Annotated in this window: 25 protein-coding genes and 1 tRNA gene; 22 read left to right on the plus strand and 4 right to left on the minus strand. The window is 70.5% G+C overall.

From position 1 onward, the window contains the following. Positions 1 to 29 precede the first annotated feature (29 nt). The 8 genes from ACYVLP_RS02810 (at position 30) to ACYVLP_RS02845 (ending at position 6,021) form a co-directional block, all read left to right on the plus strand. A complete protein-coding gene (locus tag ACYVLP_RS02810; RefSeq protein WP_460625805.1) occupies positions 30 to 875 on the plus strand; it encodes an aminotransferase class IV in 846 nt (281 codons plus the stop codon). Beyond that, positions 872 to 1,333, plus strand: coding sequence for a TIGR02611 family protein (locus ACYVLP_RS02815; protein ID WP_460625806.1), 462 nt, complete (start codon positions 872 to 874; stop codon positions 1,331 to 1,333). Before ACYVLP_RS02810 ends, ACYVLP_RS02815 begins: the two co-directional genes overlap by 4 nt. 126 nt (positions 1,334 to 1,459) lie before the next feature. Continuing rightward, positions 1,460 to 1,536 (plus strand) — tRNA-Val (locus tag ACYVLP_RS02820). A 36-nt stretch (positions 1,537 to 1,572) separates the two neighbouring features. Further along, the gene (locus ACYVLP_RS02825; RefSeq protein ID WP_460625807.1) at positions 1,573 to 1,923 is read left to right on the plus strand and encodes a hypothetical protein; all 351 of its coding nucleotides are present in this window, start codon (positions 1,573 to 1,575) and stop codon (positions 1,921 to 1,923) included. Further along, positions 1,920 to 2,441: a flavin reductase family protein gene (locus ACYVLP_RS02830; protein ID WP_460625808.1), complete on the plus strand. Its 522-nt coding sequence runs from the start codon at positions 1,920 to 1,922 to the stop codon at positions 2,439 to 2,441. The genes ACYVLP_RS02825 and ACYVLP_RS02830 overlap by 4 nt, the downstream gene beginning before the upstream one ends. Before the next feature lie 92 nt (positions 2,442 to 2,533). Beyond that, positions 2,534 to 3,829: an acetyl-CoA C-acetyltransferase gene (locus ACYVLP_RS02835; RefSeq protein ID WP_460625809.1), complete on the plus strand. Its 1,296-nt coding sequence runs from the start codon at positions 2,534 to 2,536 to the stop codon at positions 3,827 to 3,829. Between the two features lie 4 nt (positions 3,830 to 3,833). After that, positions 3,834 to 5,153 carry a 3-oxoacyl-ACP reductase gene (locus ACYVLP_RS02840; protein ID WP_460625810.1) on the plus strand — a complete coding sequence of 440 codons (1,320 nt, stop codon included), beginning with the start codon at positions 3,834 to 3,836 and terminating at the stop codon, positions 5,151 to 5,153. 7 nt (positions 5,154 to 5,160) lie between these two features. After that, a complete protein-coding gene (locus ACYVLP_RS02845; protein WP_460625811.1) occupies positions 5,161 to 6,021 on the plus strand; it encodes a MaoC family dehydratase in 861 nt (286 codons plus the stop codon). Positions 6,022 to 6,060: 39 nt separating this feature from the next. Here the strand turns inward: ACYVLP_RS02845 and ACYVLP_RS02850 are convergent, their stop codons facing one another. From ACYVLP_RS02850 to ACYVLP_RS02860, 3 genes are all read right to left on the minus strand, one after another. Next, positions 6,061 to 7,008 carry a GNAT family protein gene (locus tag ACYVLP_RS02850; RefSeq protein ID WP_460625812.1) on the minus strand — a complete coding sequence of 316 codons (948 nt, stop codon included), beginning with the start codon at positions 7,006 to 7,008 and terminating at the stop codon, positions 6,061 to 6,063. A gap of 22 nt (positions 7,009 to 7,030) precedes the next feature. Beyond that, positions 7,031 to 7,939 (minus strand): GNAT family N-acetyltransferase family protein, encoded by a 909-nt coding sequence (locus ACYVLP_RS02855; RefSeq protein ID WP_460625813.1) that lies wholly within the window; start codon positions 7,937 to 7,939, stop codon positions 7,031 to 7,033. 154 nt (positions 7,940 to 8,093) lie between these two features. After that, positions 8,094 to 9,080 (minus strand): hypothetical protein, encoded by a 987-nt coding sequence (locus tag ACYVLP_RS02860; protein WP_460625814.1) that lies wholly within the window; start codon positions 9,078 to 9,080, stop codon positions 8,094 to 8,096. A gap of 216 nt (positions 9,081 to 9,296) precedes the next feature. On the opposite strand from ACYVLP_RS02860, the gene thrS reads away from it, so the two are divergent. The 7 genes from thrS to pdxS all read left to right on the plus strand — a co-directional run bounded on the left by thrS (position 9,297) and on the right by pdxS (position 16,939). Beyond that, on the plus strand, positions 9,297 to 11,282 hold the full coding sequence (gene thrS / locus ACYVLP_RS02865) for a threonine--tRNA ligase (protein WP_460625815.1): 1,986 nt from the start codon (positions 9,297 to 9,299) through the stop codon (positions 11,280 to 11,282). A gap of 656 nt (positions 11,283 to 11,938) precedes the next feature. Next, a complete protein-coding gene (locus ACYVLP_RS02870; protein ID WP_460625816.1) occupies positions 11,939 to 12,499 on the plus strand; it encodes an HIT family protein in 561 nt (186 codons plus the stop codon). 36 nt (positions 12,500 to 12,535) lie between these two features. Further along, the gene (gene pgsA / locus ACYVLP_RS02875; protein WP_460625817.1) at positions 12,536 to 13,159 is read left to right on the plus strand and encodes a phosphatidylinositol phosphate synthase; all 624 of its coding nucleotides are present in this window, start codon (positions 12,536 to 12,538) and stop codon (positions 13,157 to 13,159) included. Beyond that, complete coding sequence (locus tag ACYVLP_RS02880; RefSeq protein WP_460625818.1) at positions 13,156 to 14,145, plus strand: phosphatidylinositol mannoside acyltransferase; 990 nt, start codon at positions 13,156 to 13,158, stop codon at positions 14,143 to 14,145. Before pgsA ends, ACYVLP_RS02880 begins: the two co-directional genes overlap by 4 nt. Further along, a complete protein-coding gene (locus ACYVLP_RS02885; RefSeq protein WP_460625819.1) occupies positions 14,142 to 15,314 on the plus strand; it encodes a glycosyltransferase family 4 protein in 1,173 nt (390 codons plus the stop codon). Before ACYVLP_RS02880 ends, ACYVLP_RS02885 begins: the two co-directional genes overlap by 4 nt. After that, positions 15,311 to 15,859, plus strand: coding sequence for a hypothetical protein (locus tag ACYVLP_RS02890; protein ID WP_460625820.1), 549 nt, complete (start codon positions 15,311 to 15,313; stop codon positions 15,857 to 15,859). Before ACYVLP_RS02885 ends, ACYVLP_RS02890 begins: the two co-directional genes overlap by 4 nt. A gap of 150 nt (positions 15,860 to 16,009) precedes the next feature. Next, positions 16,010 to 16,939 carry a pyridoxal 5'-phosphate synthase lyase subunit PdxS gene (gene pdxS / locus ACYVLP_RS02895; protein ID WP_460625821.1) on the plus strand — a complete coding sequence of 310 codons (930 nt, stop codon included), beginning with the start codon at positions 16,010 to 16,012 and terminating at the stop codon, positions 16,937 to 16,939. Positions 16,940 to 17,034: 95 nt separating this feature from the next. Here pdxS and kynU read toward each other — a convergent pair whose 3' ends face one another. Next, a complete protein-coding gene (kynU, locus tag ACYVLP_RS02900; RefSeq protein ID WP_460625822.1) occupies positions 17,035 to 18,285 on the minus strand; it encodes a kynureninase in 1,251 nt (416 codons plus the stop codon). 176 nt (positions 18,286 to 18,461) lie between these two features. Between kynU and pdxT the strand changes: the two genes are divergently transcribed. The 7 genes from pdxT to secD all read left to right on the plus strand — a co-directional run bounded on the left by pdxT (position 18,462) and on the right by secD (position 25,051). Further along, complete coding sequence (gene pdxT, locus ACYVLP_RS02905; RefSeq protein ID WP_460625823.1) at positions 18,462 to 19,094, plus strand: pyridoxal 5'-phosphate synthase glutaminase subunit PdxT; 633 nt, start codon at positions 18,462 to 18,464, stop codon at positions 19,092 to 19,094. A gap of 97 nt (positions 19,095 to 19,191) precedes the next feature. Beyond that, positions 19,192 to 19,950, plus strand: a complete 759-nt coding sequence (locus ACYVLP_RS02910; RefSeq protein WP_460625824.1) for a YebC/PmpR family DNA-binding transcriptional regulator — start codon at positions 19,192 to 19,194, stop codon at positions 19,948 to 19,950. 165 nt (positions 19,951 to 20,115) lie between these two features. After that, positions 20,116 to 20,742, plus strand: a complete 627-nt coding sequence (gene ruvC, locus ACYVLP_RS02915; RefSeq protein WP_460625825.1) for a crossover junction endodeoxyribonuclease RuvC — start codon at positions 20,116 to 20,118, stop codon at positions 20,740 to 20,742. Next, entirely contained in the window at positions 20,739 to 21,341 is a 603-nt protein-coding gene (gene ruvA, locus ACYVLP_RS02920) for a Holliday junction branch migration protein RuvA (RefSeq protein WP_460625826.1), read from the plus strand. Before ruvC ends, ruvA begins: the two co-directional genes overlap by 4 nt. A gap of 56 nt (positions 21,342 to 21,397) precedes the next feature. Further along, positions 21,398 to 22,507, plus strand: coding sequence for a Holliday junction branch migration DNA helicase RuvB (ruvB, locus tag ACYVLP_RS02925; RefSeq protein ID WP_460625930.1), 1,110 nt, complete (start codon positions 21,398 to 21,400; stop codon positions 22,505 to 22,507). 185 nt (positions 22,508 to 22,692) lie between these two features. After that, positions 22,693 to 23,121, plus strand: coding sequence for a preprotein translocase subunit YajC (gene yajC, locus ACYVLP_RS02930; protein WP_460625827.1), 429 nt, complete (start codon positions 22,693 to 22,695; stop codon positions 23,119 to 23,121). 7 nt (positions 23,122 to 23,128) lie between these two features. Continuing rightward, the gene (gene secD, locus ACYVLP_RS02935; RefSeq protein ID WP_460625828.1) at positions 23,129 to 25,051 is read left to right on the plus strand and encodes a protein translocase subunit SecD; all 1,923 of its coding nucleotides are present in this window, start codon (positions 23,129 to 23,131) and stop codon (positions 25,049 to 25,051) included. The last annotated feature ends 2 nt before the right edge of the window (positions 25,052 to 25,053 follow it).

Consider the following 25,053-nt stretch of genomic DNA (forward strand, 5'->3'; position numbering starts at 1 on the left):
ACCCGATGGGACGAGCCGGGGAAGGGATCATGAGCACGACTACTCGCGTGTGGGTCAACGGTGAGCTCGTGGAGCCGACGGGGCCGTCGGTCTCGGCGCTCGACCACGGTGTCACGGTGGGTGACGGCGTCTTCGAGACCGCCAAGGTCGTGGGCGGGCAGCCGTTCGCCCTGACCCGCCATCACCGGCGGCTCGAGCGCTCTGCCCGTGGGCTCGGCCTGCCGCCCGTGGATCTCGCGCTGGTGGACAAGGGGATCGCCGCTGTCCTCGACGGGCCGACCATCGACTTCGGGCGGGTGCGGTACAGCGTCACCGGCGGCCTCGGGCCGCTCGGCTCGGACCGCGACGACGCCTCGCTCACGTACATCGTCCTTGCGGCCCCGCAGCCGCCGAACCCGCCCAGCGGCAAGCTTGCCGTCATGCCGTGGACGCGGAACGAGCGCTCGGCCGTGGTCGGGCTCAAGACGACCTCGTACGCCGAGAACGTCGTCGCCCTGGCCCGGGCCAAGGAGGCCGGCGCGGTCGAGGCGGTCTTCGCCAACAGCCGCGGCGAGCTCTGCGAGTGCACAGGCAGCAACGTCTTCGTCGTCGTGGACGGCGTCGTGCTCACCCCACCTGCCGAGTCGGGGCTCCTTCGTGGCATCACCCGCGAGCTCGTCATCGAGTGGGGGCGCGCCGCTGGTCTCGACGTGCGCGAGGAGACGCTGCCCCTGGATGTCCTCACGACGGCCGACGAGGTCTTCATCACCAGCTCGACCAAGGACGTCCTGGCCGTCCATGCCGTCGACGACCGCGAGCTCCCGGCGGAGCGCCCGCTGACGACCGCCCTGCAGGAGATCTTCCGCACCAACGGGGAAGCCGACCTGGACCCGTGAGCGACGACCGTGAGAAGCAGGTCGACTACTCCGACCCGAACCTCACTCTCGACGCCGCCGAGGACCGCTGGGCGTGGCGAGCGCGGCTGCGACGGAACCGCGTGACGCACCTGGCGTGGCGCACTGCCGTCGGCGTCGTCGGGGCGGTGGTCACCCTCGCCGGCCTCATCATGGTGCCGGCGCCCGGCCCGGGCTGGCTCGTGGTCTTCTTCGGCCTGCTCATCCTCGCGAGCGAGTTCGAGTTCGCCCAGCGCTGGCTCGACTTCGCCCGCCGTCACGTGAGCCGGTGGAACGACTGGATCCTCGACCAGGCGCTCTGGGTCCGAGGCCTCGTCGCGCTCGGGACGGTGCTGGTGGTGTGGGTCGTCATGTGGGGCTACCTCGCGTGGCGTGGCGTGCCGCCGTTCGTGCCGCAGTGGGCCGAAGACCTGCTCGGCCAGCTGCCCGGCATCGACTGAGGGCCCGGCGCGCCGGGACTCGCCGCCACCGGCTGCCGTCTGGGCGCGTCGATTACCGCGACGGGAGTGGATGCGGCTATTGTTTCCCTCCGTCGCCCCGATGCCTGTCGGTTGGCTGGGGCGCCCGGACGTGTAGCTCAGTTGGTTAGAGCGTTCGCTTCACACGCGAGAGGTCAGGGGTTCGAGTCCCTTCACGTCCACCAGTCGAATTTAGCGCCTGAACGACTAGCGTGACGACCATGAACGCCACCGTCTCGAGTCTTCACATCTACGCCGACTCGGACGCCCCGGGCCAGTCGCTCGAGTCCGTCGAGATCACGCCCAGCGGGCCCGAGGGCAACCGCTCCAAGAAGCATGCCGTGCACCTCGTCTCCGCGGAGGAGTACGTCGAGACCCACCCGAAGGCCAACATCGTGCTCGACGTCGAGCCGGCCGTGCTCGAGGGCCTGGTCGGCCGGCTGATCCGGCTGGGGGCCTGCACGCTCACGGTGACGCAGAAGCCGGCGCAGTGCGCGGGTGTCTACGCCGAGGTGGTCGAGCCCGGTGAGGTGTCCGTCGACGACGCGCTCCTCGTCGCGGACCCCGAGTGACGATCCACACCGGCCATCCCTTCCTGCCTCCCGACGAGGACCGCGACCCAATGCGCCAGCTCCGAGGCCGGGTCGGCGCCACGGTGTCCCTGTGGACATCGGGCGACGGGCCAGACCGCGCCGGCCTCACTGTCTCCTCGTATCTCGTGGCCCCGGGCGACCCGGGTCGGGTCGTCGCGCTGCTGCACCCGGAGTCGGACCTGCTCGAGCGTCTCGTGGAGACTGAGCTCGCGGTGATGAGCCTGCTCGGTTGGCGACACCGGGACCTTGCTGACGCGTTCGCGGGAACGATGCCCGCGCCCGGCGGTCCCTTCCGCCTCACCGACTGGGAGCAGACCGTCTGGGGCCCTCGTGTCGTCACGGCGGCGACCTGGGCCGGCGTGCGCCTCGACGTCGGTGCGACGCGCGACGTGGGATGGTCGCGGCTCGTCGAGGCGGTCGTCGAGCACATCGAGGTCGGTGACGACCCGAGCCCGCTCGTCCACCGCAGGGGCCGGTACCAGCGCCCGCCCGACTGAGGGCCCGGTTATGTTGTCTCTGACGCCGTCGCGCACAGGCCGCAGCGCCTACGTGCCTGCGCCGGTTCCCGAGCCCATCAGCAGGAGAGACCATGGCCACGAAGTCAGCCGCCCGCTCGCCCCGGCGTGTCGCCGTCCTTGGCGGCAACCGCATCCCCTTCGCGCGTGCCAACGGGGCCTACGCCACCGCGTCGAACCAGGACATGCTCACTGCGACCGTCGACGGTCTCGTCGCACGGTTCGGCATCGCCGGCGAGCGCTTGGGTGAGGTGGTCGCCGGTGCGGTGCTCAAGCACAGCCGCGACTACAATCTCACCCGCGAGACCGTGCTCGGCACCCGCCTGGCCCCGACGACGCCCGCCTACGACGTCCAGCAGGCTTGCGGCACCGGCTTGGAGGCCGCGATCCTCGTGGCCAACAAGATCGCCCTCGGACAGATCGACTCCGGTGTCGCCGGCGGCGTCGACAGCGCGAGCGACGCCCCGATCGCGGTCAACGAGGGCCTTCGCCAGACGCTACTCGCGGCCAACCGAGCGCGCTCCGCCGCGGATCGTGTCAAGGCGTTGACCGGCCTGCGCCCAGGGCACCTGGTGCCGTCGATCCCGCAGAACGTCGAGCCCCGGACGGGTCTGTCGATGGGCGAGCACATGGCGATCACCGCCGCGCAGTGGGGGATTCCGCGGGAGGAGCAGGACGAGATCGCCGCCGCGAGCCACCAGAAGCTCGCGGCGGCATACGACCGTGGCTTCTTCGACGACCTCGTCACGCCCTACCTCGGGGTCACTCGGGACAACAACCTGCGCGCTGACTCAACTGTCGACAAGCTGGCTGGGCTCAAGCCCGTCTTCGGCAAGGGTGAGGACGCGACGCTGACCGCGGGCAACTCGACCCCGCTCACGGACGGTGCCTCAGCGGTCCTGCTGGCCAGCGAGGAGTGGGCCGCCGAGCACCGGCTCACCCCACTTGCGTGGTTCGTCGACGCCGAGACCGCGGCGGTCGACTACGTCCACGGCGACGAAGGCATGCTCATGGCGCCTGCGTATGCCGTCCCGCGCCTGCTCGCGCGAAACGGCCTGACGCTCCAGGACTTCGACTTCTACGAGATCCACGAGGCATTCGCCGCCACGGTGCTGACCACGCTCAAGGCGTGGGAGGACCCCGACTTCTGCAAGCAGCGGCTCGGCCTCGACGAGCCGCTCGGCTCCATCGACCGTTCACGGCTCAACGTCAACGGCTCGTCACTCGCGGCCGGGCACCCCTTCGCTGCCACCGGCGGTCGCATCGTCGCGTCGCTTGCGAAGCAGCTGCACGAGGCCGGCGGCGGCCGCGGGCTCATCTCGATCTGTGCGGCGGGCGGCCAGGGCGTCGTCGCGATCCTGGAGGCCTGAACGGATGAGCGACCTGTTCACCACGATCATCGGCTCGCCCGTCGCCAGGAGGGTCGGGGTGCCGCAGCCGACCCGGCTGCGCCGCTACGAGCCCGGTATGCCGCTGTGCGAGGGCCCGGTGCTCGTGGCGGGGGGCGGCGCGTTCGCTGACGGCCTCACCGCCTGGCTGGGCACGCTCGGCCTCGCAGTGGTGGGGCCGGCGGACGACGCGGAGGGAAGGCTCGGTGCCGTCGTCCTCGACCTGAGCGCGGCGACCGACCCGTCCGACCTCGACCAGCTGCGCGTCCTCGGTGCGCCGGCCGTCAAGGCGCTCGCTCCGAATGGCCGGGTGGTCGTGATCGGATGCGACCCGGCCATGCTCACGGATGTCACCCAGGTGACGACTCAGCGTGCGCTCGAGGGACTCGTCAGGTCGCTCGGCAAGGAGCTGCGCGCCGGCGCGACCGCGAATCTCGTTCTCGCTCAGGGCGACTCGCAATCGGGTGTCCGCTCGGCTGTGGAGTTCTTCCTCTCCGGCAGGTCGGCCTACGTCGACGGCCAGGTCGTCCGCGTGGCGGAGCGTGAGGGCGACAACGCCAGCGCCGTTCGGCCGCTTGATGGCAAGGTCGCGGTCGTCACCGGCGCCGCGCGCGGCATCGGTGCCGAGATCGCTCGGGTCCTGGCCCGTGACGGTGCCACGGTCGTAGCCGTCGACGTCCCAGCCGCGGGCGACGCCCTGGCGAAGGTCGCCAACGAGGTGCAGGGCACGGCGCTGCAGCTCGACGTCACGGCCGAGGACGCGGGAGCGCGGCTCGTCGAGCACGCCGTCGCGCGGCATGGCGCGCTCGACATCGTCGTCCACAACGCCGGGATCACCCGCGACAAGCTGTTCGTCAACCTCGACGAGGCACGCTGGAGAAGCGTGATCGAGGTCAACCTGCGGTCGATCCTGAGGATGAACGACGCGATCCTCGCTCCTGGCGCGATGCCTGATGGTGGTCGCATCGTCTGCGTCGCGTCGATCGCGGGCATCGCCGGCAACCGCGGCCAGACCAACTACGGCGCGAGCAAGGCGGGGGTGATCGGCCTTGTCACCGCGTTGTCGGGCGCGGTGGCCGCCCGCGGCATCACCGTGAACGCCGTCGCCCCTGGGTTCATCGAGACGGAGATGACGGCGAGGATCCCGTTCGCGACGCGCGAGATCGGCCGCAGGATGAACTCACTCCAACAGGGCGGGCAGCCCCGGGACGTGGCGGAGACGATCGCCTGGATGGCCCAGCCCGGCTCGGCGGCAGTGACGGGTCAGGTGGTCCGAGTCTGCGGTCAGAGCCTGCTCGGGGCGTGAGACCGCGATGACGAAAGAGATCACGCTCGAGGCAGCCCCGGACCTCAGACGCATCTACGCGACCGCAGCACTCAAAAGAGGTCGCTCGAGCGAAGACCTGCCGGACATCCGGGTCTCCCGCGCCGGCGTCCGCGTCGACCTGGCCGACCTCGCGGCATACGACCGCGTCTGCCGGTTCGGGGTGGGCAACACCCTTCCGGTCACCTACCCGCACCTGCTCGCATTCCCTCTGCAGATGGCCGTGATGAGCGGTGACCGGTTCCCGCTGCCGCTGCTCGGCACCGTCCACATCGAGAACCGGATCACCGTCTCCAGTCCGATCGCCCTCGACCACGCTCTGGACGTCTCCGTCTGGGCGGAGTCGCTGCGTCCGCACCGTCGAGGTCGGCAGGTGGACCTCGTGTCGGAGGTCAGTGTCGCCGGGCGGGTGGTCTGGCACGGAGTGAGCACCTACCTGTCCCGAGGCCCAGAGCACGCTGAGGCGCCCTCGTCGGAGCCTCCGTCCGTGGACCCGCTCATGGGGGTGAGCACGGGACCGACCTGGCGCCTGGAGGAGGGCACAGGACGGGCGTATGCCGCGGTCTCAGGCGACTGGAACCCGATCCATGTGCATGCCCTGGCCGCGCGGCCGTTCGGGTTCCCCACGGCCATCGCGCACGGGATGTACTCGTACGCAAGGGTTCTCGCAGCACTGGGTCCTCGCCTGCCCGAGAGCGGGCTGACGAGCCGCGTGTGGTTCCGCAAGCCGGTGCGCCTGCCTTCGACGGTGCGGCTGCGCACGGTCTTCGACCCGACTCGGAGCCTGTCTGTGCTCGAGGAGGCCAAGGGCGGCGTCGAGCACGCGGTCGTCGAGAACCTGTGGGCGTGAGTCTCGGTCGACGGTCCTTCACGCGGACGCTGCGAGCGGTCAGCCCGCGAACCCGGCCGACATCCGGAAGACGCCGCTCGTGACGACGTAGCCGAGCTGTGCGTTGACGTGCCGGATGCCCGTGTTGAGCTCTTCGTTGTGGGTCCGGCTCACCGTCGCCCCGGCGCGGGCGGCGACGAGGTGGGCCTGCTGCTTGACCAGCCGCATGAGGCCGCGGCCGCGCAGCTGCGGGTCGATGCCGCTGTAGCCGATGGTCAGCACGCCCTCCGCGACCGAGCCCGTCGTGATGCCGGCCGGGACGCCGTCGACCCGGGCGAGGACGCAGACCGGCGCCTCCTTCTCACCGACGAAGGAGGCCAGCTTGGCCAGGTCGAAGACCCACCCCTGCTCGGCCTCCGGGTTGGTCTGGCTGCGCAGCAGCATCGCCTCGACGGCCTCCCGGTCGTCGAAGTCGAAGTCGGGCGCCTCCTGGAGGGTCACGCCCTGGGGGAGGTCGGGCTCGGGGAGGTCGACCAGAGGCAGCTCGGACTCGATCGCGTGCTCGTCCGTCGCGAAGCCCCAGTGGCGGGCCACCTCGAGCGACCGGGGCTCGTCGTCGTACACGCCCGACACCAGCATCGTCGTGCCCGGTGGCACATGCTCGATCGCGGCTGATCGCAGGGCACTGCCCAGCCCATGACCCTCGTGGTCGGCGCTCACGACCACCCGCAGGAACGAGCGTCCCGCGGGCGCGAACACCGGATGAGCGGTCACCGCAACCCCGACGAGCCTGTCATGCGGGTCGAGCGCCTCGATGACGGTGCGATCCTCGATGTTCGCTCCCGCCCCGAAGACCCAGCGAGCCTCGACGGCGGACAGGTGCGGCAGCCGGGCCACGGTCAGGTCGACGACCTCGTCGATCCGGTGCTCGGCGAAGGGCGCCAGGCGGATGCGTTCGGCATCCGGTGCGCTCGCGGACCAGAAGCCGGCGAATCCCTCGACAGTCACTGGTTCCATCGTCGCCACATCCTCACGTCTCGTTGCGCCACACCCAGTTGCGGCGGTCGTAGATGTCCACGAACCCGGCCCGTCTCATGTTGTGCAGCGACGGGTTGTGCGCGCCATCGGCCTCCTGCCACGTCTCGGCGCTCATCCAGGCGCACCCGGCGGCGCGTGAGTCGGCAACCCGCCGCTCCATGAACGCCGACTGCGCACCCCTGCCTCGTGCGTCCGGGAGCGTCGCAGCGCCGCAGAACGCGGCGGCCGGGCCCGCGACATGCAGCTGCGCTGCCGACACCAGCCGGTCGCCGTCCCAGGCGCCGTATGCCGTGAAGCCGAGTCCCGACGTGACCACCGCACCGAACATCGCCAGCAGGTGCGGCTCCTCGGGCATCTCGAACCCCCTGGCGAAGACCCGGGCATAGTCGGCGGCCGACGTGCGATCGACGACGTCGACATGAAGGTCCGTCTGGCCTTCCGGTAGAGCCGGTTCGGCTGGTCGCAGGAGCTTGACCCACACGTTCCCCGCGGCGATGCCGTGGCGTGCGCAGGTCTCGTCCCAGTCAGCCGGCAACGCCGACGGCGCGATCTGCAGGACCATGGCCGGCGCTCCGCCGGACCGGTAGAAGTCAGCCAGCTCCGCCACGAGCTCGGCTGTCACGGGCTCGGTGACCCCGAAGCCGAGCGCCTTGTTCCAGAAGCCACCCGTCGGGTCGTGCCGCATGACCAGGGCGACCCCGCCACCCACCCGCCGTGACGCCATGCCGAGGACCTGCTTCGCCTCGTCTGGAGCCCCTTCGTGCATCGCCCACATGAACTCGGCCTCCGCGGTCTCCGCCAGTCCGACAGCGGACCCGACCTCGAGGCCGAGCGCCTCGGGGCCGGCCGGCGGCGGACCGTCGACGGAGTCGGTGGTGCGGGCGTCGACGGTGCTGTCCACGGTGAGTGCCCCTGGTCCCTTGGTCGCTGGCGGTGCCTCGGCTGGCGGCCAGTCGACTCACCAGTATCCGCGCGACTGGTGACAAGGCTGGGCAAATCCGAGAAGACTGGGAACCGGCTGGGAGCAGGGACATACAGGACACGCGTCCCACGCCTCACTCGTACAGCACGTACTCCGGCTGTGGCCGCAACGCCAGGACCTGCGCGGGCGTCATCAGAGGCCCGAACCGTCTGTCCTCGGAGTAGAAGAGCTTGAACCCTGCGTGGACCGGCCGGGGAAGGTGGGCGACGAGCTTGTCGTAGGTCTCGAGCTTCATCGCGCGGCTGCCGATCCCGTCGACGGACTTGACCAGGACGACGCCAGGACGAGCCCGGATGCCCGCCTCACGGCGCACGATCGACGGAGCCAGCTGGTGGTAGACGAGCACCTTCTCGGGGAGGTTGTGCCGCTTCACGAGGTCCGAGAGGTAGGCCGCGACCCCGTCGATCTCCGCGCCGGTCGTGGACCCGAACTCCCGCATCGGCACCTGGTGCGGCCCCATCGCCCATTCAGGGTCGAGGGCGACACCGACGTCGGGCTGTGCCAGCCACCGCTCGTAGTGCCGCACCTCGTCGATGAACCGGGCGCGACCCGGCTGGATGTTGAGCAGCAGGATCCCCTTCGCCCGGCGAGCCGCTGCGAGATACCGGTCGATGGTCGCCGGCGCCGTCCGGGTCCGGTACATGCCGTTCCTGCCGGGATCCGAGCGCACCACGGTCGCGATGAGCTCGAGGACGGGCATCACCTTGCGCCCGCCGGCGAGCGGCCCGGCCACCTTCTCGATCTCGCGGACCCGGGCATCGAGGTCGCCGATACCGAGCCGGCCCAGAGCCGGCGAGCCCGGATAGCCGGCGTACCCGACCAGCCGGTAGGCGGGAAACAGGACCCGCCCGCCACGCGGCAGCGCCGGAGCGGGAGCCGCGGTCGTCGGTGACGGCCCGCCAGTGATCGTCGGAGGCAGGGGCGTGGTGACCGTCGTGGGCTGGTGGCTCTGTGGCGGAGCGCTCGGGTCATCGCCGTTGATGACCGGCGAGCATGCAGCCAGGAGGGCTGCCAGGGCCGCGGTCGCACCCGTTGCGGCGGCGTGCGGTCGAGCGGTCATGGCGTGGCCCCCTGGCTGGTCGCGAACACGGTCCGCTCATCGAGACTAGCCCGATATGTCGGACCGAGCGGGACAGCGACTCGCTCGCGTCGCCGGATCCTGCTGGTCGGGTGACCGGGCATCGGCACCCATCGATACGCTTGCCGGAGCCGCAACCACGCGGCATACCTCGTCCGACCCCACGTCTGCGGGTCCCATGCGCAAGGAGCACGAGCCGTGTCTGCACAGATCAGCGTCACCGTCGCCGGTAGCGAGCGATCGGTCGCCGAGCAGACGACGGCCGGCGACCTGTTCGACGGCGACCGCAGCGTCGTCGTCGCCCGTGTCAACGGCCAGCTGCGCGACCTCGCCCATGTGCTCGCCGAGGGCGACGCGGTCGAGCCGGTGACCATCGACAGCGAGGACGGCCTGGCCGTCCTGCGCCACTCGACGGCGCACGTCCTCGCTCAGGCCGTCCAGCAGGTCGACCCGGAGGCCAAGCTCGGCATCGGACCGCCCATCCGCGACGGCTTCTACTACGACTTCGACGTCGCGACGCCGTTCCACCCCGACGACCTCAAGGCGCTCGAGCGCGCGATGCAGAAGATCATCAACGAGGGGCAGACGTTCTCGCGCCGCGTCGTGACCGACGAGGAGGCCCTCGCCGAGCTCGCCCACGAGCCGTACAAGTGCGAGCTCGTCGGGCTCAAGGGTGGTGCTGGTGACGCTGCGGAGGGGGCCGGCGTGGAGGTCGGCGCCGGCGAGCTGACGATCTACGACAACATCCGGCGCGACGGCACCCGCGCATGGGGCGACCTCTGCCGGGGCCCTCACCTGCCCAGCACCAAGCTCATCGGCAACGCGTTCAAGCTCACCCGCTCCGCGGCGGCATACTGGCGCGGGTCGGAGAAGAACCCCCAGCTCCAGCGCGTCTACGGCACCGCGTGGCCGACCAAGGACGACCTCAAGGCCTACCTCGACCGCATCGCCGAGGCCGAGCGCCGCGACCACCGCAAGCTCGGCATCGAGCTCGACCTCTACAGCTTCCCGGACGAGCTCGGCTCGGGGCTGCCGGTGTTCCACCCCAAGGGCGGCGTCATCAAGCGCGAGATGGAGGACTACGTCCGGCGGCGGCACATCGAGGAGGGCTTCGACTACGTCGGCACGCCCCACATCACCAAGGACGGCCTGTTCCACACCTCGGGACACCTGCCGTACTACGCCGACACGATGTTCCCGCCCATGGAGATGGAGGGCGCGGAGTACCGCCTCAAGGCGATGAACTGCCCGATGCACAACCTCATCTTCAAGTCGCGTGGACGCTCGTACCGTGAGCTCCCGCTGCGGCTGTTCGAGTTCGGCTCGGTGTACCGCTTCGAGAAGTCCGGCGTCGTCCACGGCCTCACCCGGGTGCGCGGCCTGACGATGGACGACTCGCACTCGTACGTCACCGCGGAGCAGGCGCCGGGGGAGATCAAGCACCTGCTCGACTTCATCCTCGGCCTGCTGCGCGACTTCGGGCTCGAGGACTTCTACCTCGAGCTCTCGACGCGTGACGACACCGACGAGGAGAAGAAGGCGAAGTTCATCGGCAGCGACGAGGAATGGGCGCAGGCCACCGCGATCCTCGAGGCCGTGGCCACCGAGTCCGGGCTCGACCTCGTGCCCGACCCGGGCGGCGCCGCCTTCTACGGCCCGAAGATCTCCGTCCAGGCCAAGGACGCCATCGGACGCACCTGGCAGATGTCGACGATCCAGTACGACTTCAACCAGCCGGCCCGGTTCGGCCTGGAGTACCAGGCGGCCGACGGGTCGCGGCAGCAGCCGGTCATGATCCACTCGGCCAAGTTCGGCTCCATCGAGCGTTTCCTCGGCGTCCTCGTCGAGCACTATGCCGGTGCGTTCCCGGTCTGGCTCTCGCCGGTGCAGGTCCTCGGCGTGCCCGTCGCCGACGACTTCGCCGACTATCTCGGCGAGGTGCTCGACCGGCTCAAGCGCCAGGGCGTGCGGGTCGAGCTCGACGCGAGCGACGACCGCTTCCCGAAGAAGATCCGCAACGCCAGCAAGTCGAAGGTGCCGTACGTGCTCATCGCCGGAGAGGACGACCGGGCCGCCGGCGCCGTCTCGTTCCGGTTCCGCGACGGGTCGCAGAAGAACGGCGTGCCCGTCGACGACGCGATCGCCGAGATCCTGGCCGCGATCGAGACCCGCGCGCAGGTCTGAACGCCCACGAGGGTGCAGCCCCGAGACGTGCCGAGGGCCCCGTGGTCTCACACACCACGGGGCCCTCGGATCAAGTAAACCGCACGAATCACCCAACGCGACAGCCGATCCCGAGGAGCCGGGGCCGTGAGGTATGCCGTTGCCGAGCGTTCATCTGGGCGTCGACGCCGCGACACGCCGACGAAATCCGGTGACACGCCGCTCGGGGGGCACATTGACAGGGGATCTTTTGCGAAAGCCCTTGTCAGGGCCGGGGGAGCGGGTCTACAACTGTCCTTACCAAACCGCTTCGGCGGAATGGTTTCTGGATCACCTCGGTGAGCCAGGATCGGAGGCCCGGGAACTCATACTTCCCGGGCCTTCACCTTCCTCGACCGCACGACGGGTGCCTGCTCCCTCGCGCCCTCGTCGGACCTCGGCCCTGCGGCTCTCACACCCGCAGGGCTGATCCGTGTCAGGGGTCGACAGACGACGACGGCCCTGCGGTCTCACACACCGCAGGGCCACCCAGCATTCAACCCGTGGCGGGGTGAGATCTCCCAATCGACACGCCCGGCGCAGCGATCCTTGTGGCTTGCGTCACACTGCCGCGGGCGGCCTCGGGAACGCCGGGCCGCGCCGCCTCACCGTTCGTCGTCGCCTTAGGATCAACAACCATGACGGAGCACCCCGGAGGTCCCGTGCCCGAGCTCGCCGCCGACTTCGCCCATGTCGACGACGGTTTCGAGCGGCTCTGGACGCCGCACCGCATGGCGTACATCCTCGGCGACCGGCCCACCGAGGAAGCGGGCCATGGCTGCCCGTTCTGCGCTGCGCCCGGCAAGTCCGACGCGGAGGGCCTCGTCGTGCACCGCGGTCAGCTCTGCTACGTCGTGATGAACCTGTTCCCGTACAACCCGGGACACGTTCTCGTCTGCCCCTACCGCCACGTCTCGCTCTACATCGACCTGTCGGACGAGGAGACCGCGGAGTTCACGGCGCTCACCAAACAGGCGGTCCGCGCCCTGCAGGCGGCCTCCGCGCCGCACGGGTACAACCTCGGGATGAACCAGGGGGCGGTCGCCGGGGCCGGGGTGGCCGCGCACCTGCACCAGCACATCGTGCCGCGCTGGACCGGCGACTCGAACTTCCTGCCGATCATCGCCCAGACCAAGGCGCTGCCGGTCCTGCTCGAGGAGACTCGGGCCCGACTGGTGGACGCCTGGCCCCGCGACTGAGTCCGGGCCGACCACGGTCAGTACGCTGTCACCACCATGCTCAACAGACTCCTGCGCGCCTCGATCGAGAAGATCTTCGGTCCGGTCGCCAACCTCTTCCTCAAGCTCGGGATCAGCCCTGACATCGTCACCATCGTCGGCACGCTCGGAGTCTGTGTCGGCGCACTCGCGTTCTTCCCGCGCGGGGAGATCTGGGTGGGTGTCCTCGTCATCACCGCCTTCGTGTTCTCCGACAACATCGACGGCGTCATGGCGCGCAAGCTGGGCCGCTCGAGCAAGTGGGGCGCTTACCTCGACTCGACGCTCGACCGCGTCGGCGACGCCGCGATCTTCGGCGGCCTCGTGCTCTACTACGCCGGCCCCGGTGCCAACTTCTGGATGGCCGGGCTGGCCCTTGCGTGCCTGATCCTCGGCTCGGTCGTGTCCTACGCCAAGGCTCGGGCGGAAGGCCTGGGCTTCACGGCCAATGTCGGCATCGCCGAGCGCGCCGACCGCCTCGTGGCCGTGCTCGTCGCCGCCTTCTTCGCCGACCTGTTCAACTCGACGCTCCTGCTCGGCGTCGTCCTGGGCGCGCTCGCGATCGCGAGCTTCGTGACCGTCCTCCAGCGGATCCTCACGGTGCGGCGCCAGGCGCTGGCAACGGGCGAGGTGTCCAGTTGAGCGGCATCGTGCACCGGGCGACCGACACGGTCAGCGTCCTTGGGTTCAAGCTGGGCTGGTCCGTGGTGCGCGCGCTGCCCGAAGCGGCGGCATACGGCCTGTTCAACCGCGTCGCCGACCTCGCGGTGGCCCGCGGCGGCAAGGGCATCGAGCGGCTCCGTTCCAACTATCGCCGGGTGCGTCCTGAGCTGACCGAGGACGAGGTCGACCGGCTCGTCCGCGAGGGCATGCGCTCGTACATGCGCTACTACTGCGAGGCCTTCCGCCTGCCTTCCCTGCGTGCCGAGCAGGTCAACGGGGCCGTCCGGGCCATCGGCGACGAGGAGATCCGGGGGCTCTCCGAGCGGGGCGAGGCGGTCGTCCTGTTCGTCGGCCACCTGGGCAACTTCGACCTCGCTGCTGCCTGGGCCGCGCACAACCTCCAACCGGTCACGACGGTCGCCGAGCGCCTCAAGCCCGAGGCGGTCTTCCAGGAGTTCGTGCAGTTCCGCAACTCGATCAACATGGACATCATCCCGTTGACCGGAGCGGGCGACCCGTTCGCCGGCCTCCTGCGGGCGACGCGCGACGGTGGCCGGCTCATCGCCCTCGCGAGCGACCGCGACCTGACCAACGGCGGCGTCGAGGTCGACCTGCTCGGCCACCGCGCCCGCATGGCCAAGGGCCCGGCCGTGCTCTCGCTCATGACCGGTGTCCCGTTCTACTGCGCGCGGATCTGGTACGAGAAGGCGCCCAAGGGCGTCGGTCTGGGCGGCTACTGCACGGTCATCGAGTTCAGCGAGCGGCTGCGCCCCAGGGTCACGGGCACCACAGCGGAGAAGGCGGCCGACCTCATCCAGCAGTGCGCGGACTACATCGGCGGCACGATCCGCGACCACACCTCGAGCTGGCACATGCTCCAGAAGGTCTTCGTCGACGACCTCGACGACCGCGTCACGGCACCCGCTCGTATGCCGTCCGGTGCCTCCCAGCAGGACACCCCGTGAGGATCGGGATCGTCTGCCCCTACTCGTTCGACGTTCCGGGTGGGGTGCAGTTCCACGTCCGCGACCTCGCTGAGTACCTCATCAGCGTCGGCCACGAGGTGTCGGTCTTGGCGCCGGCCGACAGCGACACCGCTCTCCCGCCCTACGTCACCTCGGCCGGTCGCGCGACCGCCGTGCGGTACAACGGGTCGGTCGCCCGGCTCAACTTCGGCCCCGTCACGGCCGCGAAGGTCGGGCGCTGGGTCGACGCCGGCGGCTTCGACGTGCTCCACCTGCACGAGCCCGTGACCCCGAGCGTCAGCGTGCTCGCGCTCCTGGCCGCCGAAGGCCCGATCGTGGCGACGTTCCACACCTCGATGCTGCGGTCGCGCACGATGCAGACGGCATACCCGATCGTCCGGCCGCACCTGGAGAAGATCGCCGGGCGGATCGCGGTGAGCGAGGACGCCCGGCGTACGGTCACGACACATGTCGGCGGCGACGCTGTCGTGATCCCCAACGGGGTCTACGTCGACCGGTTCGCGACGGCCCCGCGTCGCGCCGAGTGGATCGGCACGCCCACCTCGCCCACGGTCGCGTTCCTCGGGCGGATGGGCGAGCCCCGCAAGGGGCTGCCCGTGCTCGCGCAGGCACTGCCCGCGGCGCTCGACTCGATCCCCGGCCTGCGGGTGCTCGTAGCGGGTCCGGGCGACCCAGCCGAGATCACCGAGGGCTGGCCGCCGGAGGTCGTCGCGGCGTGCGAGTTTCTGGGCGCCGTCTCGGACGCCGACAAGGCGTCGCTGCTCGCGTCGGTGGACGTCTACGTCGCACCGAACACCGGAGGCGAGAGCTTCGGGATCATCCTCATCGAGGCGATGTCGGCCGGCGCGTGCGTCCTGGCCAGCGACCTGCCGGCCTTCTCCCGAGTCCTCGACGGCGGGTCGGCCGGAGCGCTGTTCGCCAACGAGCAGCCCGACGACCTCGCCCGCGTCCTCGTCGACCTGCTGCGCGACCCGCTCCGGCGTCGGGAGCTGGCGCAGGCCGGCTCGAAGCGGGCGAGGATGTTCGACTGGCCGGTCGTCGCGGACCAGATCATCGCGGTCTACGAGACGGTGATCGAGGGTCGTGTAGCGGCCTCGTGGGAGCCGCCGAGCCGCTGGAACCGCTTCCTGCGCGGAGGAACACGATGAGCGAGGTGCTCTCGTGGGTCTTCGCGGTCCTCTTCGTGCTCGTCATCATTGCGTGGTACCTCTCCTACACCGCGGCCCGGCTGGACCGGCTGCACGTGCGGCTGAGCGGCACCCTGGCCGCCCTCGACGCTCGCCTGGTGCGGCGAGCGGAGGCCTCGGTCGAGCTCGCCAACACCGGCCTGCTCGACGGAGCGACAGCGCTGCTGCTCGCCAACGCCGCAGCCGAGTCGCTCGAGGCGCCCACAGACCACGGCGAGGCGCGAGAACAGGCAGAGAGCGACCTCACCGAGGCGCTGGACCTCGCGCTCACCCCGGACACGGTGGCCACCCTGCGGGAGACCCCCATCGGGCAGGACGTGCTGGCCAGGGTGACCTCGGCCTGCACTCGAGTTCAGCTCGCTCGCCGCTTCCACAACGATGCGGTGACCGACGTGCGCCGGGTGCGACGCAAGTGGGCGATCCGGATGTTCCACCTGGCCGGGTACACCCCGATACCGCACACCATCGAGTTCGACGACGAGATGCCACAGGAGCTCGCGGTGTGACCGTGGGCGGCCATCCGGGGTCGTCCTCCCCGGCCCGCTGACCGGTCGTGAACCGTGTCGTGGGCACCCTTCGCTGGGGCCTACGCTGTGAGCAACCGATCTCGTGGCTCCTGCGGGAGCCCGATCACGAGCGCGAGAAAGCAGGACATCGTGAGCACCACCCCGACCACGGGCACCACGTCCGCGGCTGACCAGCAGACCGGCACGGGCACGACGCGCGTCAAGCGCGGCATGGCCGAGATGCTCAAGGGCGGCGTCATCATGGACGTCGTCACCCCGGAGCAGGCCAAGATCGCCGAGGACGCCGGAGCGGTCGCCGTCATGGCCCTCGAGCGGGTCCCGGCCGACATCCGTGCCCAGGGCGGGGTCTCCCGCATGAGCGACCCCGACATGATCGACGGCATCATCGCGGCCGTCTCGATCCCGGTGATGGCCAAGGCCCGCATCGGCCACTTCGTCGAGGCGCAGGTGCTGCAGAGCCTTGGCGTGGACTACATCGACGAGTCCGAGGTCCTCACCCCGGCCGACTACGCCAACCACATCGACAAGTGGCAGTTCACCGTGCCGTTCGTGTGCGGGGCGACCAACCTCGGCGAGGCCCTCCGGCGCATCACCGAGGGCGCCGCGATGATTCGCTCGAAGGGCGAGGCCGGCACCGGTGACGTGTCGAACGCGACGACGCACATGCGCCAGATCCGCGCCGAGATCCGGCGGCTGCAGGGCCTGCCCGAGGACGAGCTGTACGTCACCGCGAAGGAGCTCCAGGCGCCGTACGACCTCGTCAAGGAGGTCGCCCAGGCGGGCAAGCTCCCGGTCGTGCTGTTCACCGCCGGTGGCATCGCCACCCCGGCCGACGCGGCGATGATGATGCAGCTCGGCGCCGAGGGTGTCTTCGTCGGCTCCGGCATCTTCAAGTCCGGCAACCCCGCCCAGCGCGCCGAGGCGATCGTCAAGGCGACGACCTTCCACGACGACCCCGACGTCATCGCCAAGGTGTCCCGCGGCCTCGGTGAGGCCATGGTCGGCATCAACGTCGACGAGATCCCGCAGCCGCACCGGCTGGCCGAGCGCGGCTGGTAGTCCGGCCCGGGACCCCCACGCGACGTATGCCGCCGGGCTGGCTCCCAGCCCGGCGGCATACGTATCCCGGTGGTGCAGTCCGGTGGTGCAGGCCGTCAGGTGACCGCGCCGCGCTCCGCGAACTCCGGCCGCTCGAACTCGCGGTCGTCGAGCACCTCGCGGACGTGTTCGGCGGCTCTGACCGCGTCGACGTGGGTGACGTAGAGGGGAGCGAACCCCAGCCGGATGATGTCCGGCTCCCGGAAGTCGCCGATGACGCCTCGCGCGATGAGGGCCTGGACCACGGCGAACGCCTGCGGGTGCCGTAGCGACACCTGTGAGCCTCGCCGCGCGTCCTCCCGAGGGGTCGCGAGCGGCAGGTCGACGCCGAGCTCGTCGAGAGCGGCGATGAACGTGCCCGTGACCGACAGGGACACCGCCCGGACGTCCGCGGGGGAGAGCCCGTCGTATGCCGTCAGCGCCGTCTCCAGCGCCAGCATCGACAGCAGCGGCGGGGTGCCGACGCGGGCCCGGGTGATGCCGGGCGCCGGGGCATAGTCCGGGCTCATGTCGAACGGCCGTGCATGCCCCTGCCAGCCCGTCAGCGGCTGGTCGAAGTCGTCCTGGTGGCGCGCGGCGACGTAGAGGAACGCCGGGGCCCCGGGGCCGCCGTTGAGGTACTTGTACCCGCAGCCGACGGCCAGGTCGGCCTCGTTTGCGTCGAGCTCGACCTCCATCACGCCGGCCGAGTGGCACAGGTCCCAGCAGGCGAGTGCACCGACAGCATGCGCCGCGGCCGTGATCGCGGGCAGGTCCCAGACCTCGCCGGTGCGGTAGTCGACGCTGGAGTAGGCGGCCAGGGCCAGGGCCTCGCCGACCTCGTGGATCGCGGCCTCCGCCTCGCTCGGCGTCACGCGCCGAACCTCCAGGCCCGCGAGCCGCGCCGCTGCCTCGGTCATGTACAGGTCCGTCGGGAACGAGTCGGGGTCGGTGAGCACGACCGTGCGCCCGGGACGAAGGCGGGCTGCGCCGACCACGGCCTTGAAGAGGTTGACCGAGGTCGAGTCGGTGACGACGACCTGGCCGGGCGCCGCTCCGACGAGACGGCCCACCGCGTCGCCGATGCGCGTCTGGGCACCCCACCAGTCAGCCTCGTTCCACGACCGGATGAGCCGTTCGCCCCACTGCCGGTGCACCACGTCCTGGACGGCGGCGGGCACGGCGTTGGGCAGCGCCCCGAGCGAGTTGCCGTCGAGGTAGATGACGCCGTCGGGCAGCGTGAACAGGTCTCGCGTGGCCCGCAGCGGTGAGGCGGCGTCCGCGGCCTCGGCGCGGGCCCGGAGCGTGTCGAGCGTCTGGGAGGTCATGGGCGCAACGTATCCCGTGCCGCGGTCGCCACGTCAGTCGCGCCTTCGCGACACTGTCTCGCATCCCAGACCGCCTCGACCCGCAACACACCCGGAAACCGAGAGCTCCGGCCAGCTGCAACCGTCGCGAGCTCTCGGTTTCCGGGTGTGTTGCCGCGACAGTTACGCTCGCGCCCATGGCACCACGCACCACCGCGCCCTGTATCGGCGTGCTCGCCGTCCAGGGTGACGTGCGAGAACATCTGGCGACCCTGACCGCACTCGGCGCCGAGGCGGTCACCGTCCGACGACCCGAAGAGGTCGAGCGGGTCGACGGGCTCGTCATCCCCGGCGGCGAGTCGACGGTGATGGACAAGCTCGTCCGAGCCTTCGAGCTGCAGGAGCCGCTGCGCAAGCGGATCGCCGACGGCATGCCCGCCTACGGCTCGTGTGCCGGGATGATCATGCTCGCGGACCGCATCGCCGACGCGCGGCCGGACCAGGAGACCCTCGGCGGCCTCGACGTGACGGTCCGCCGCAACGCCTTCGGCCGCCAGGTCGACTCCTTCGAGCAGAACCTCGAGTACGCCTGGCTCGACGAGTCGCACGCGGGCACCGTGCACGCCGTCTTCATCCGCGCGCCCTGGGTGGAGGAGGCCGGTTCGGGTGTCGACGTGCTTGCCCGCGTGAGCGAAGGCCCCGCCGCCGGTAGGATCGTCGCGGTCCGGCAAGGGAACCTCATGGCGACCTCGTTCCACCCCGAGGTGCTGGGTGGCGACCGCCGGATCCACGCCGAGTTCGTCTCGATCGTCAGAGCGCACCGCCGGTAGCTCGGGCGCGACACCCGGCGACGCGATCACCGGCGGCGACACCCGGCATGCGCGACATCCAGGAACGCGACACAGCACACGAACGCGAGGACACTGCATGAGCGGCCACTCCAAATGGGCCACCACGAAGCACAAGAAGGCTGCCATCGATGCCAAGCGCGGCAAGCTCTTCGCCAAGCTCATCAAGAACATCGAGGTCGCGGCCCGCCAGGGTGGCGGTGACCCGACCGGCAACCCGACGCTCTACGACGCGATCCAGAAGGCCAAGAAGTCGTCGGTGCCCAACGACAACATCGACCGCGCCGTCAAGCGCGGGTCGGGCGCCGAGGGCGGCGGGGCCGACTACCAGACGATCATGTACGAGGGGTATGCCCCGAACGGCGTCGCCGTGCTCATCGAGTGCCTCACCGACAACCGGAACCGCGCGGCGGCAGAGGTGCGCACCGCGCTGACGCGCAACGGAGGGCAGCTGGCCGACCCCGGGTCCGTGGCGTACGTGTTCAACCGCAAGGGCGTCGTCATCGTGCCCAAGGACGCCGGCTCGGAGGACGAGATCCTCGAGGTCGTGCTCGAAGCCGGCGCCGAGGAGGTCAACGACAATGGCGACACCTGGGAGATCGTCTCCGAGGCGACCGACTTCGTGGCCGTCCGCAAGGCCGTGCAGGACGCGGGGATCGACTACGACTCCGCTGAGGCCTCCTTCGTGCCGAACCTCCAGGTCCCACTCGACCTCGACGGCGCCAAGAAGATGATCCGGGTCATCGAGGCGCTCGAGGACAGCGACGACGTGCAGAACGTCTTCGCCAACGGCGACATCCCCGACGACGTCCTCGCCCAGCTCGACGACGAGGACTGAGCGCCACCGACACACGCACCCGACGTTCCGCGGTGCGAGGGAGGCACGCCGGTGACGGCGTGCCTCCCGTCCTTTCCCGGCGGGGTGGATACGGTGGGAGCCGAACACCTGTTCGCATGAGGCCGCCCAGCGTCGCGCCCCGACCACAACCCGAGGAGGTATGCCGTGCGCGTCCTCGCCGTCGACCCCGGGCTGACCCGCTGTGGCGTGGGAGTCGTCGACGGCGTGCCCGGGCGGCGCTTGTCCCTCGTCGAGGTCGGAGTGATCCGGACACCCTCCGGCGACCCCACGCCGAAGCGCCTGGTCGCCGTGGAGGACGAGCTTCGTCTGTGGTTCGACCGGCACCGCCCCGAGGCGGTCGCGATCGAACGGGTCTTCGCCGACACCAACGTCTCGACCGTCATGGGCACCGCGCAGGTCACCGGGATCGTCATGATTCTCGCCGAGCGTCGCGGCCTGCCCGTCGCGCTGCACACCCCGACCGAGGTCAAGGCCGCGGTCAGCGGCAGCGGGCGTGCCGACAAGGCCCAGGTCACCACGATGGTCACCCGGCTGCTCGGGCTCGAGCGTGCTCCCAAGCCCGCAGACGCCGCCGACGCACTCGCGCTCGCGATCTGCCACGTCTGGCGCGGTGGCACCCAGAGCCGGCTGGAAGAGGCGCACCGCGAGGCCCTGGCCCGCGGTGGCACCCGCCCCGGCGGCATACCGGCGGCCCGAAAGGTCCGGACACCCACAGGTCGTCCGGCCCGCAACCTCCCCGCACACCCGACCACTGGAGCCCAACCTCGATGATCGCCTCGCTGTCCGGCACCGCCCTCAAGGTCGGCCTCGACTCGGTCGTCGTCGGGGTCGGGGGAGTCGGCATGCTCGTCCACACGACTCCGGCAACGGCCGCGTCGGTGCACCTGGGGCAGCCGACCGAGCTCGCGACCTCCCTCGTCGTCCGCGAGGACTCCCTGACGCTCTACGGCTTCGCGACAGACGACGAGAAGGTCATCTTCGAGACGGTCCAGACCGTGTCGGGGGTGGGGCCCCGGCTCGCGCTCGCCATGCTTGCCGTGCACTCGCCCGACGCAGTCCGCGTCGCCCTGGGCACCGGCGACCTCGTCGCACTCACGAAGGTGCCCGGCATCGGCCGTAAGGGCGCCGAGCGGCTCGTGCTCGAGCTGAAGGACAAGATCGGGGCGCTCCCGAGCTCCACCGGGACCGCGGAGCCCGTCCACCTCGACTCCGGCGAGCTGTGGCGCGAGCAGGTTCGCGAGGCCCTCGTCGGTCTCGGCTGGACCGCTCGCCAGGCCGAGGACGCACTGGACAAGGTGGCCCCCAAGGCCGCTGAGGGCGCCGGCGTCTCGGCCCTGCTGAGGGCCGCGCTTCAGGAGCTCGGCAGATGAGCGAGGCCCGCCCCGCGCCCTGGGAGTCCGGCGACGGACCCGCGCTCGAGCCGGAGATGGCGTGGCACGACGGCTCGTTCGATGCGACCGCCCGCATCGTGGACGCGCGGCTGGACGAGGGGGACGAGGCCGACGAACGTCAGGTCGAGGCCGCACTGCGGCCGAAGCGACTCGACGACTTCCCCGGGCAGAACCGCGTCCGGCAGCAGCTCGGCCTCGTCCTCAAGGCGGCACGGCGTCGCGGCACACCGCCCGACCACGTGCTCCTGTCCGGGCCTCCCGGCTTGGGCAAGACGACCCTTGCGATGATCGTCGCCAGTGAGCTCGAGCAGCCGATCCGCATCACCTCCGGCCCCGCCATCCAGCACGCCGGGGACCTCGCGTCAGTGCTGTCCTCGCTCGCCGAGGGCGAGGTGCTCTTCCTTGACGAGATCCACCGCATGTCACGCTCCGCGGAGGAGATGCTCTACCTCGCGATGGAGGACTTCCGGGTCGACGTCATCATCGGCAAGGGGCCCGGCGCCACCGCGATCCCGCTCGAGCTGCCGCCGTTCACGGTCGTGGGTGCCACGACACGCGCCGGGCTCCTTCCAGCTCCCTTGCGCGACCGCTTCGGCTTCACGGCGCACCTGGACTACTACGCTGCCGCCGACCTCGTCCAGATCCTTCGGCGCTCGGCACGGCTGCTGGGGCTCGAGGCCGACGACGACGGCATCTCCGAGATCGCCCTGCGTTCCCGGGGCACGCCCCGGATCGCCAACCGGCTGCTGCGCCGGGTGCGGGACTGGGCCCAGATCCACGGCGACCATCGGGTCACCCTCCCGGCCGCCCGCCAGGCGCTGGAGCTGTTCGACGTCGACCAGCGCGGACTGGACCGGCTCGACCGCGCGGTGCTCGATGCCCTGTGCCGCCGCTTCAACGGCGGACCTGTCGGCCTGTCGACCCTTGCTGTCGCGGTGGGGGAGGAGCCCGACACCGTGGAGACCGTCGCGGAGCCCTACCTCGTCCGAGAGGGCTTCATGGTGCGCACTCCGCGCGGGCGAGCAGCCTCGAGCCTCGCCTGGGAGCATCTCGGGCTGACACCGCCGCTGGATGCACAGGGGCTCTGGTCGGCCACCCTGCCGCTCGAAGAGGCCGGCGGAGGTCGCTTCGACAGCCTGTCGTGAGCGTGCCCGACCCGCCCCGCCGCGCAATGCGGCCAAAACGTGACCCGGCCACCGCGTGCATGCGGGTCCCCCGGTCTGACAAACTGCCGCGTCGCACGTAGACTCCTGCGGGCATCAGTCGCCGCTGCCCTTGCGGCACTATCCGGTGCCTCCGGTCGTTGATGCGACGTCCAGACACCCTCAACGTGGTCGTGGCATGCCCGCATGACGACCGGACGATGAAACGAAGGATCGAGCCTGACATGAACTCCAACGGGGCATCCTATTTGCTGATTTTCGCCCTGCCTCTGCTGCTCCTCGGCTGGCTGTTCTACACCCAGAACAAGCGGATGAAGCAGGTGCGCGAGTTCAGCGCGGCGCTCAACGTCGGTGACAAGGTGATCACCTCGTCCGGCCTCTTCGGCACGGTCAAGCACCTGGACGAGACCAGCGCCTGGCTCGAGGTCGCCGAGGGCACCACCCTGCGCTATGACCGTCGCGCGATCGCGATGAAGCAGTCCGACACCCAGGCGGGCACCGCCAGCCTGGCTGACGCCGACGCTGACGATGACGGCGACATCACGCCGGACACCGCGCCGGGCACCGCGCCGGGCGCGTCGCAGAACGGTCAGTGAGGCGCACGTGGCTCGTACCTCCATCACCAAGTCGGCGACGCGGAGCCTGCTGGCGCTGCTCGCCATCATCCTGGCCCTCGGCGTCCTCGCCGGCGGCCTCGCCAAGTGGGGCGACGGGTCGCTGACCCCACGCCTCGGCCTGGACCTCGAGGGCGGCACCGAGATGGTGCTCAAGCCCGTCCAGGTCGGCAACGAGAAGGTCACCCCCGGACAGGTCGACCAGGCGGTCGACATCATCCGTCAGCGCATCGACGCCAACGGCGTCTCCGAGGCCGAGATCTCGACGCTCGGCCAGGACAACATCGTCGTCTCCATCCCGGGCACGCCGTCGGCCGAGCAGCTCGACGCCATCCGCAAGTCCTCGCAGATGCGCTTCCGCCAGGTCTATGTCCAGGCGGTCGAGCCCAACGCCGCCGCGACGACCCCGGGTGGTTCGTCGACCGGCACCCCGACCCCGACCGGCACCGCAACGACGCCCGCCGGCACGCCATCCGCGTCTGCGACCGGCACTCCCTCGACCTCGGCGACGGCGCAGAACGGCGCTGTGCCGCAGGCGCTGCGTGCGGCTACGGGCACCGCGACGGGCACCGCTACCGCGTCGCCATCCGCGACGGCGACGGCGCCGGCACCGACGGCCACGACAGCCGCACCTACCGCCGCTGAGACACAGGCCGCCCTCAAGCAGCAGGCGAGCAAGGGCCTCGTCGGGCTCGGTTGGGCTCAGGCCAAGGCTGACGAGGCCGCCGACGCGGTGGCCAAGCAGTACATGGCGCTGGACTGCACCAAGCCGGGCTCGACCGACAAGGTCGTCGACGACCCCGCCCTGCCCGTCGCCACCTGTGGCGACGACCGTGTGACCAAGTACATCCTCGGCCCGGCCGAGATCAACGGTGACGAGATCGCCGACGCGACCAGCGGCTTCCAGCCGGGCCCGAACGGCCAGCCCACCTCGATCGTCGAGGTCGCCCTGTCGTTCAAGGACAGCGGCAAGGCCAAGTTCGCGGCCGTCACCAAGCGGCTCTACGCCCTGCAGAACGACCCGCCGCTCGACCAGTTCGCCGTCGTGCTCGACAACTCGGTCATCACCGCTCCTCAGGCGCGCGCCGTGATCACCGACGGTCGCGCCTCGATCACCGGCTCGTTCACGATCGACTCGGCCAAGCAGCTCGCGCAGCAGCTGAAGTTCGGCGCCCTGCCGATCAGCTTCCAGCTCGAGACCAACGACACGATCACGCCGCAGCTCGGTCAGGAGCAGCTCAAGATCGGCCTACTGGCCGGCTTCATCGGCCTGTTGCTCGTCGTCATCTACTCGCTGTTCCAGTACCGCGCGCTCGGCCTGGTCACGGTCTTCTCGCTCGTCGTCGCCTCGGTCATCACCTACCTCGCGGTGACCGTGCTCGGCACGACCCACGGGTTCCGCCTGACCATGGCCGGCGTGACCGGTCTGATCGTCGCCATCGGTGTGACCGCAGACTCCTTCATCGTGTACTTCGAGCGCATCCGTGACGAGGTGCGCGAGGGCCGTCCGCTCGTCGCAGCGGTGGAGACGGGGTGGAAGCGCGCTCGGCGCACCATCCTGGCCGCCGACGCGGTGAACTTCATCGCCGCGCTGGTGCTCTACCTGCTCGCCTCCAGCAACGTCCGGGGCTTCGCCTTCACGCTCGGCCTCACGACGATCATCGACCTGCTCGTCGTCATCCTCTTCACCCACCCGATGGTCCAGCTGCTGGCCCGCACGAAGTTCTTCGGCGGCGGCCACAAGTGGTCCGGGCTCGACCCGGTGCGCCTCGGCGCCAAGGAGTCCATCCGCTACCGCGGAGCCGGTCGCTTCGGCCCGGCGCGTCCCGCATCGCCGGCCGCGGGCACCACCAACCCGGCTCCGACCCCGACCCCGGCCGGTTCGGCCCGACTCTCCGAGCGGAAGGCGTGACG

It is taken from the genome of Intrasporangium mesophilum, from assembly GCF_054783095.1.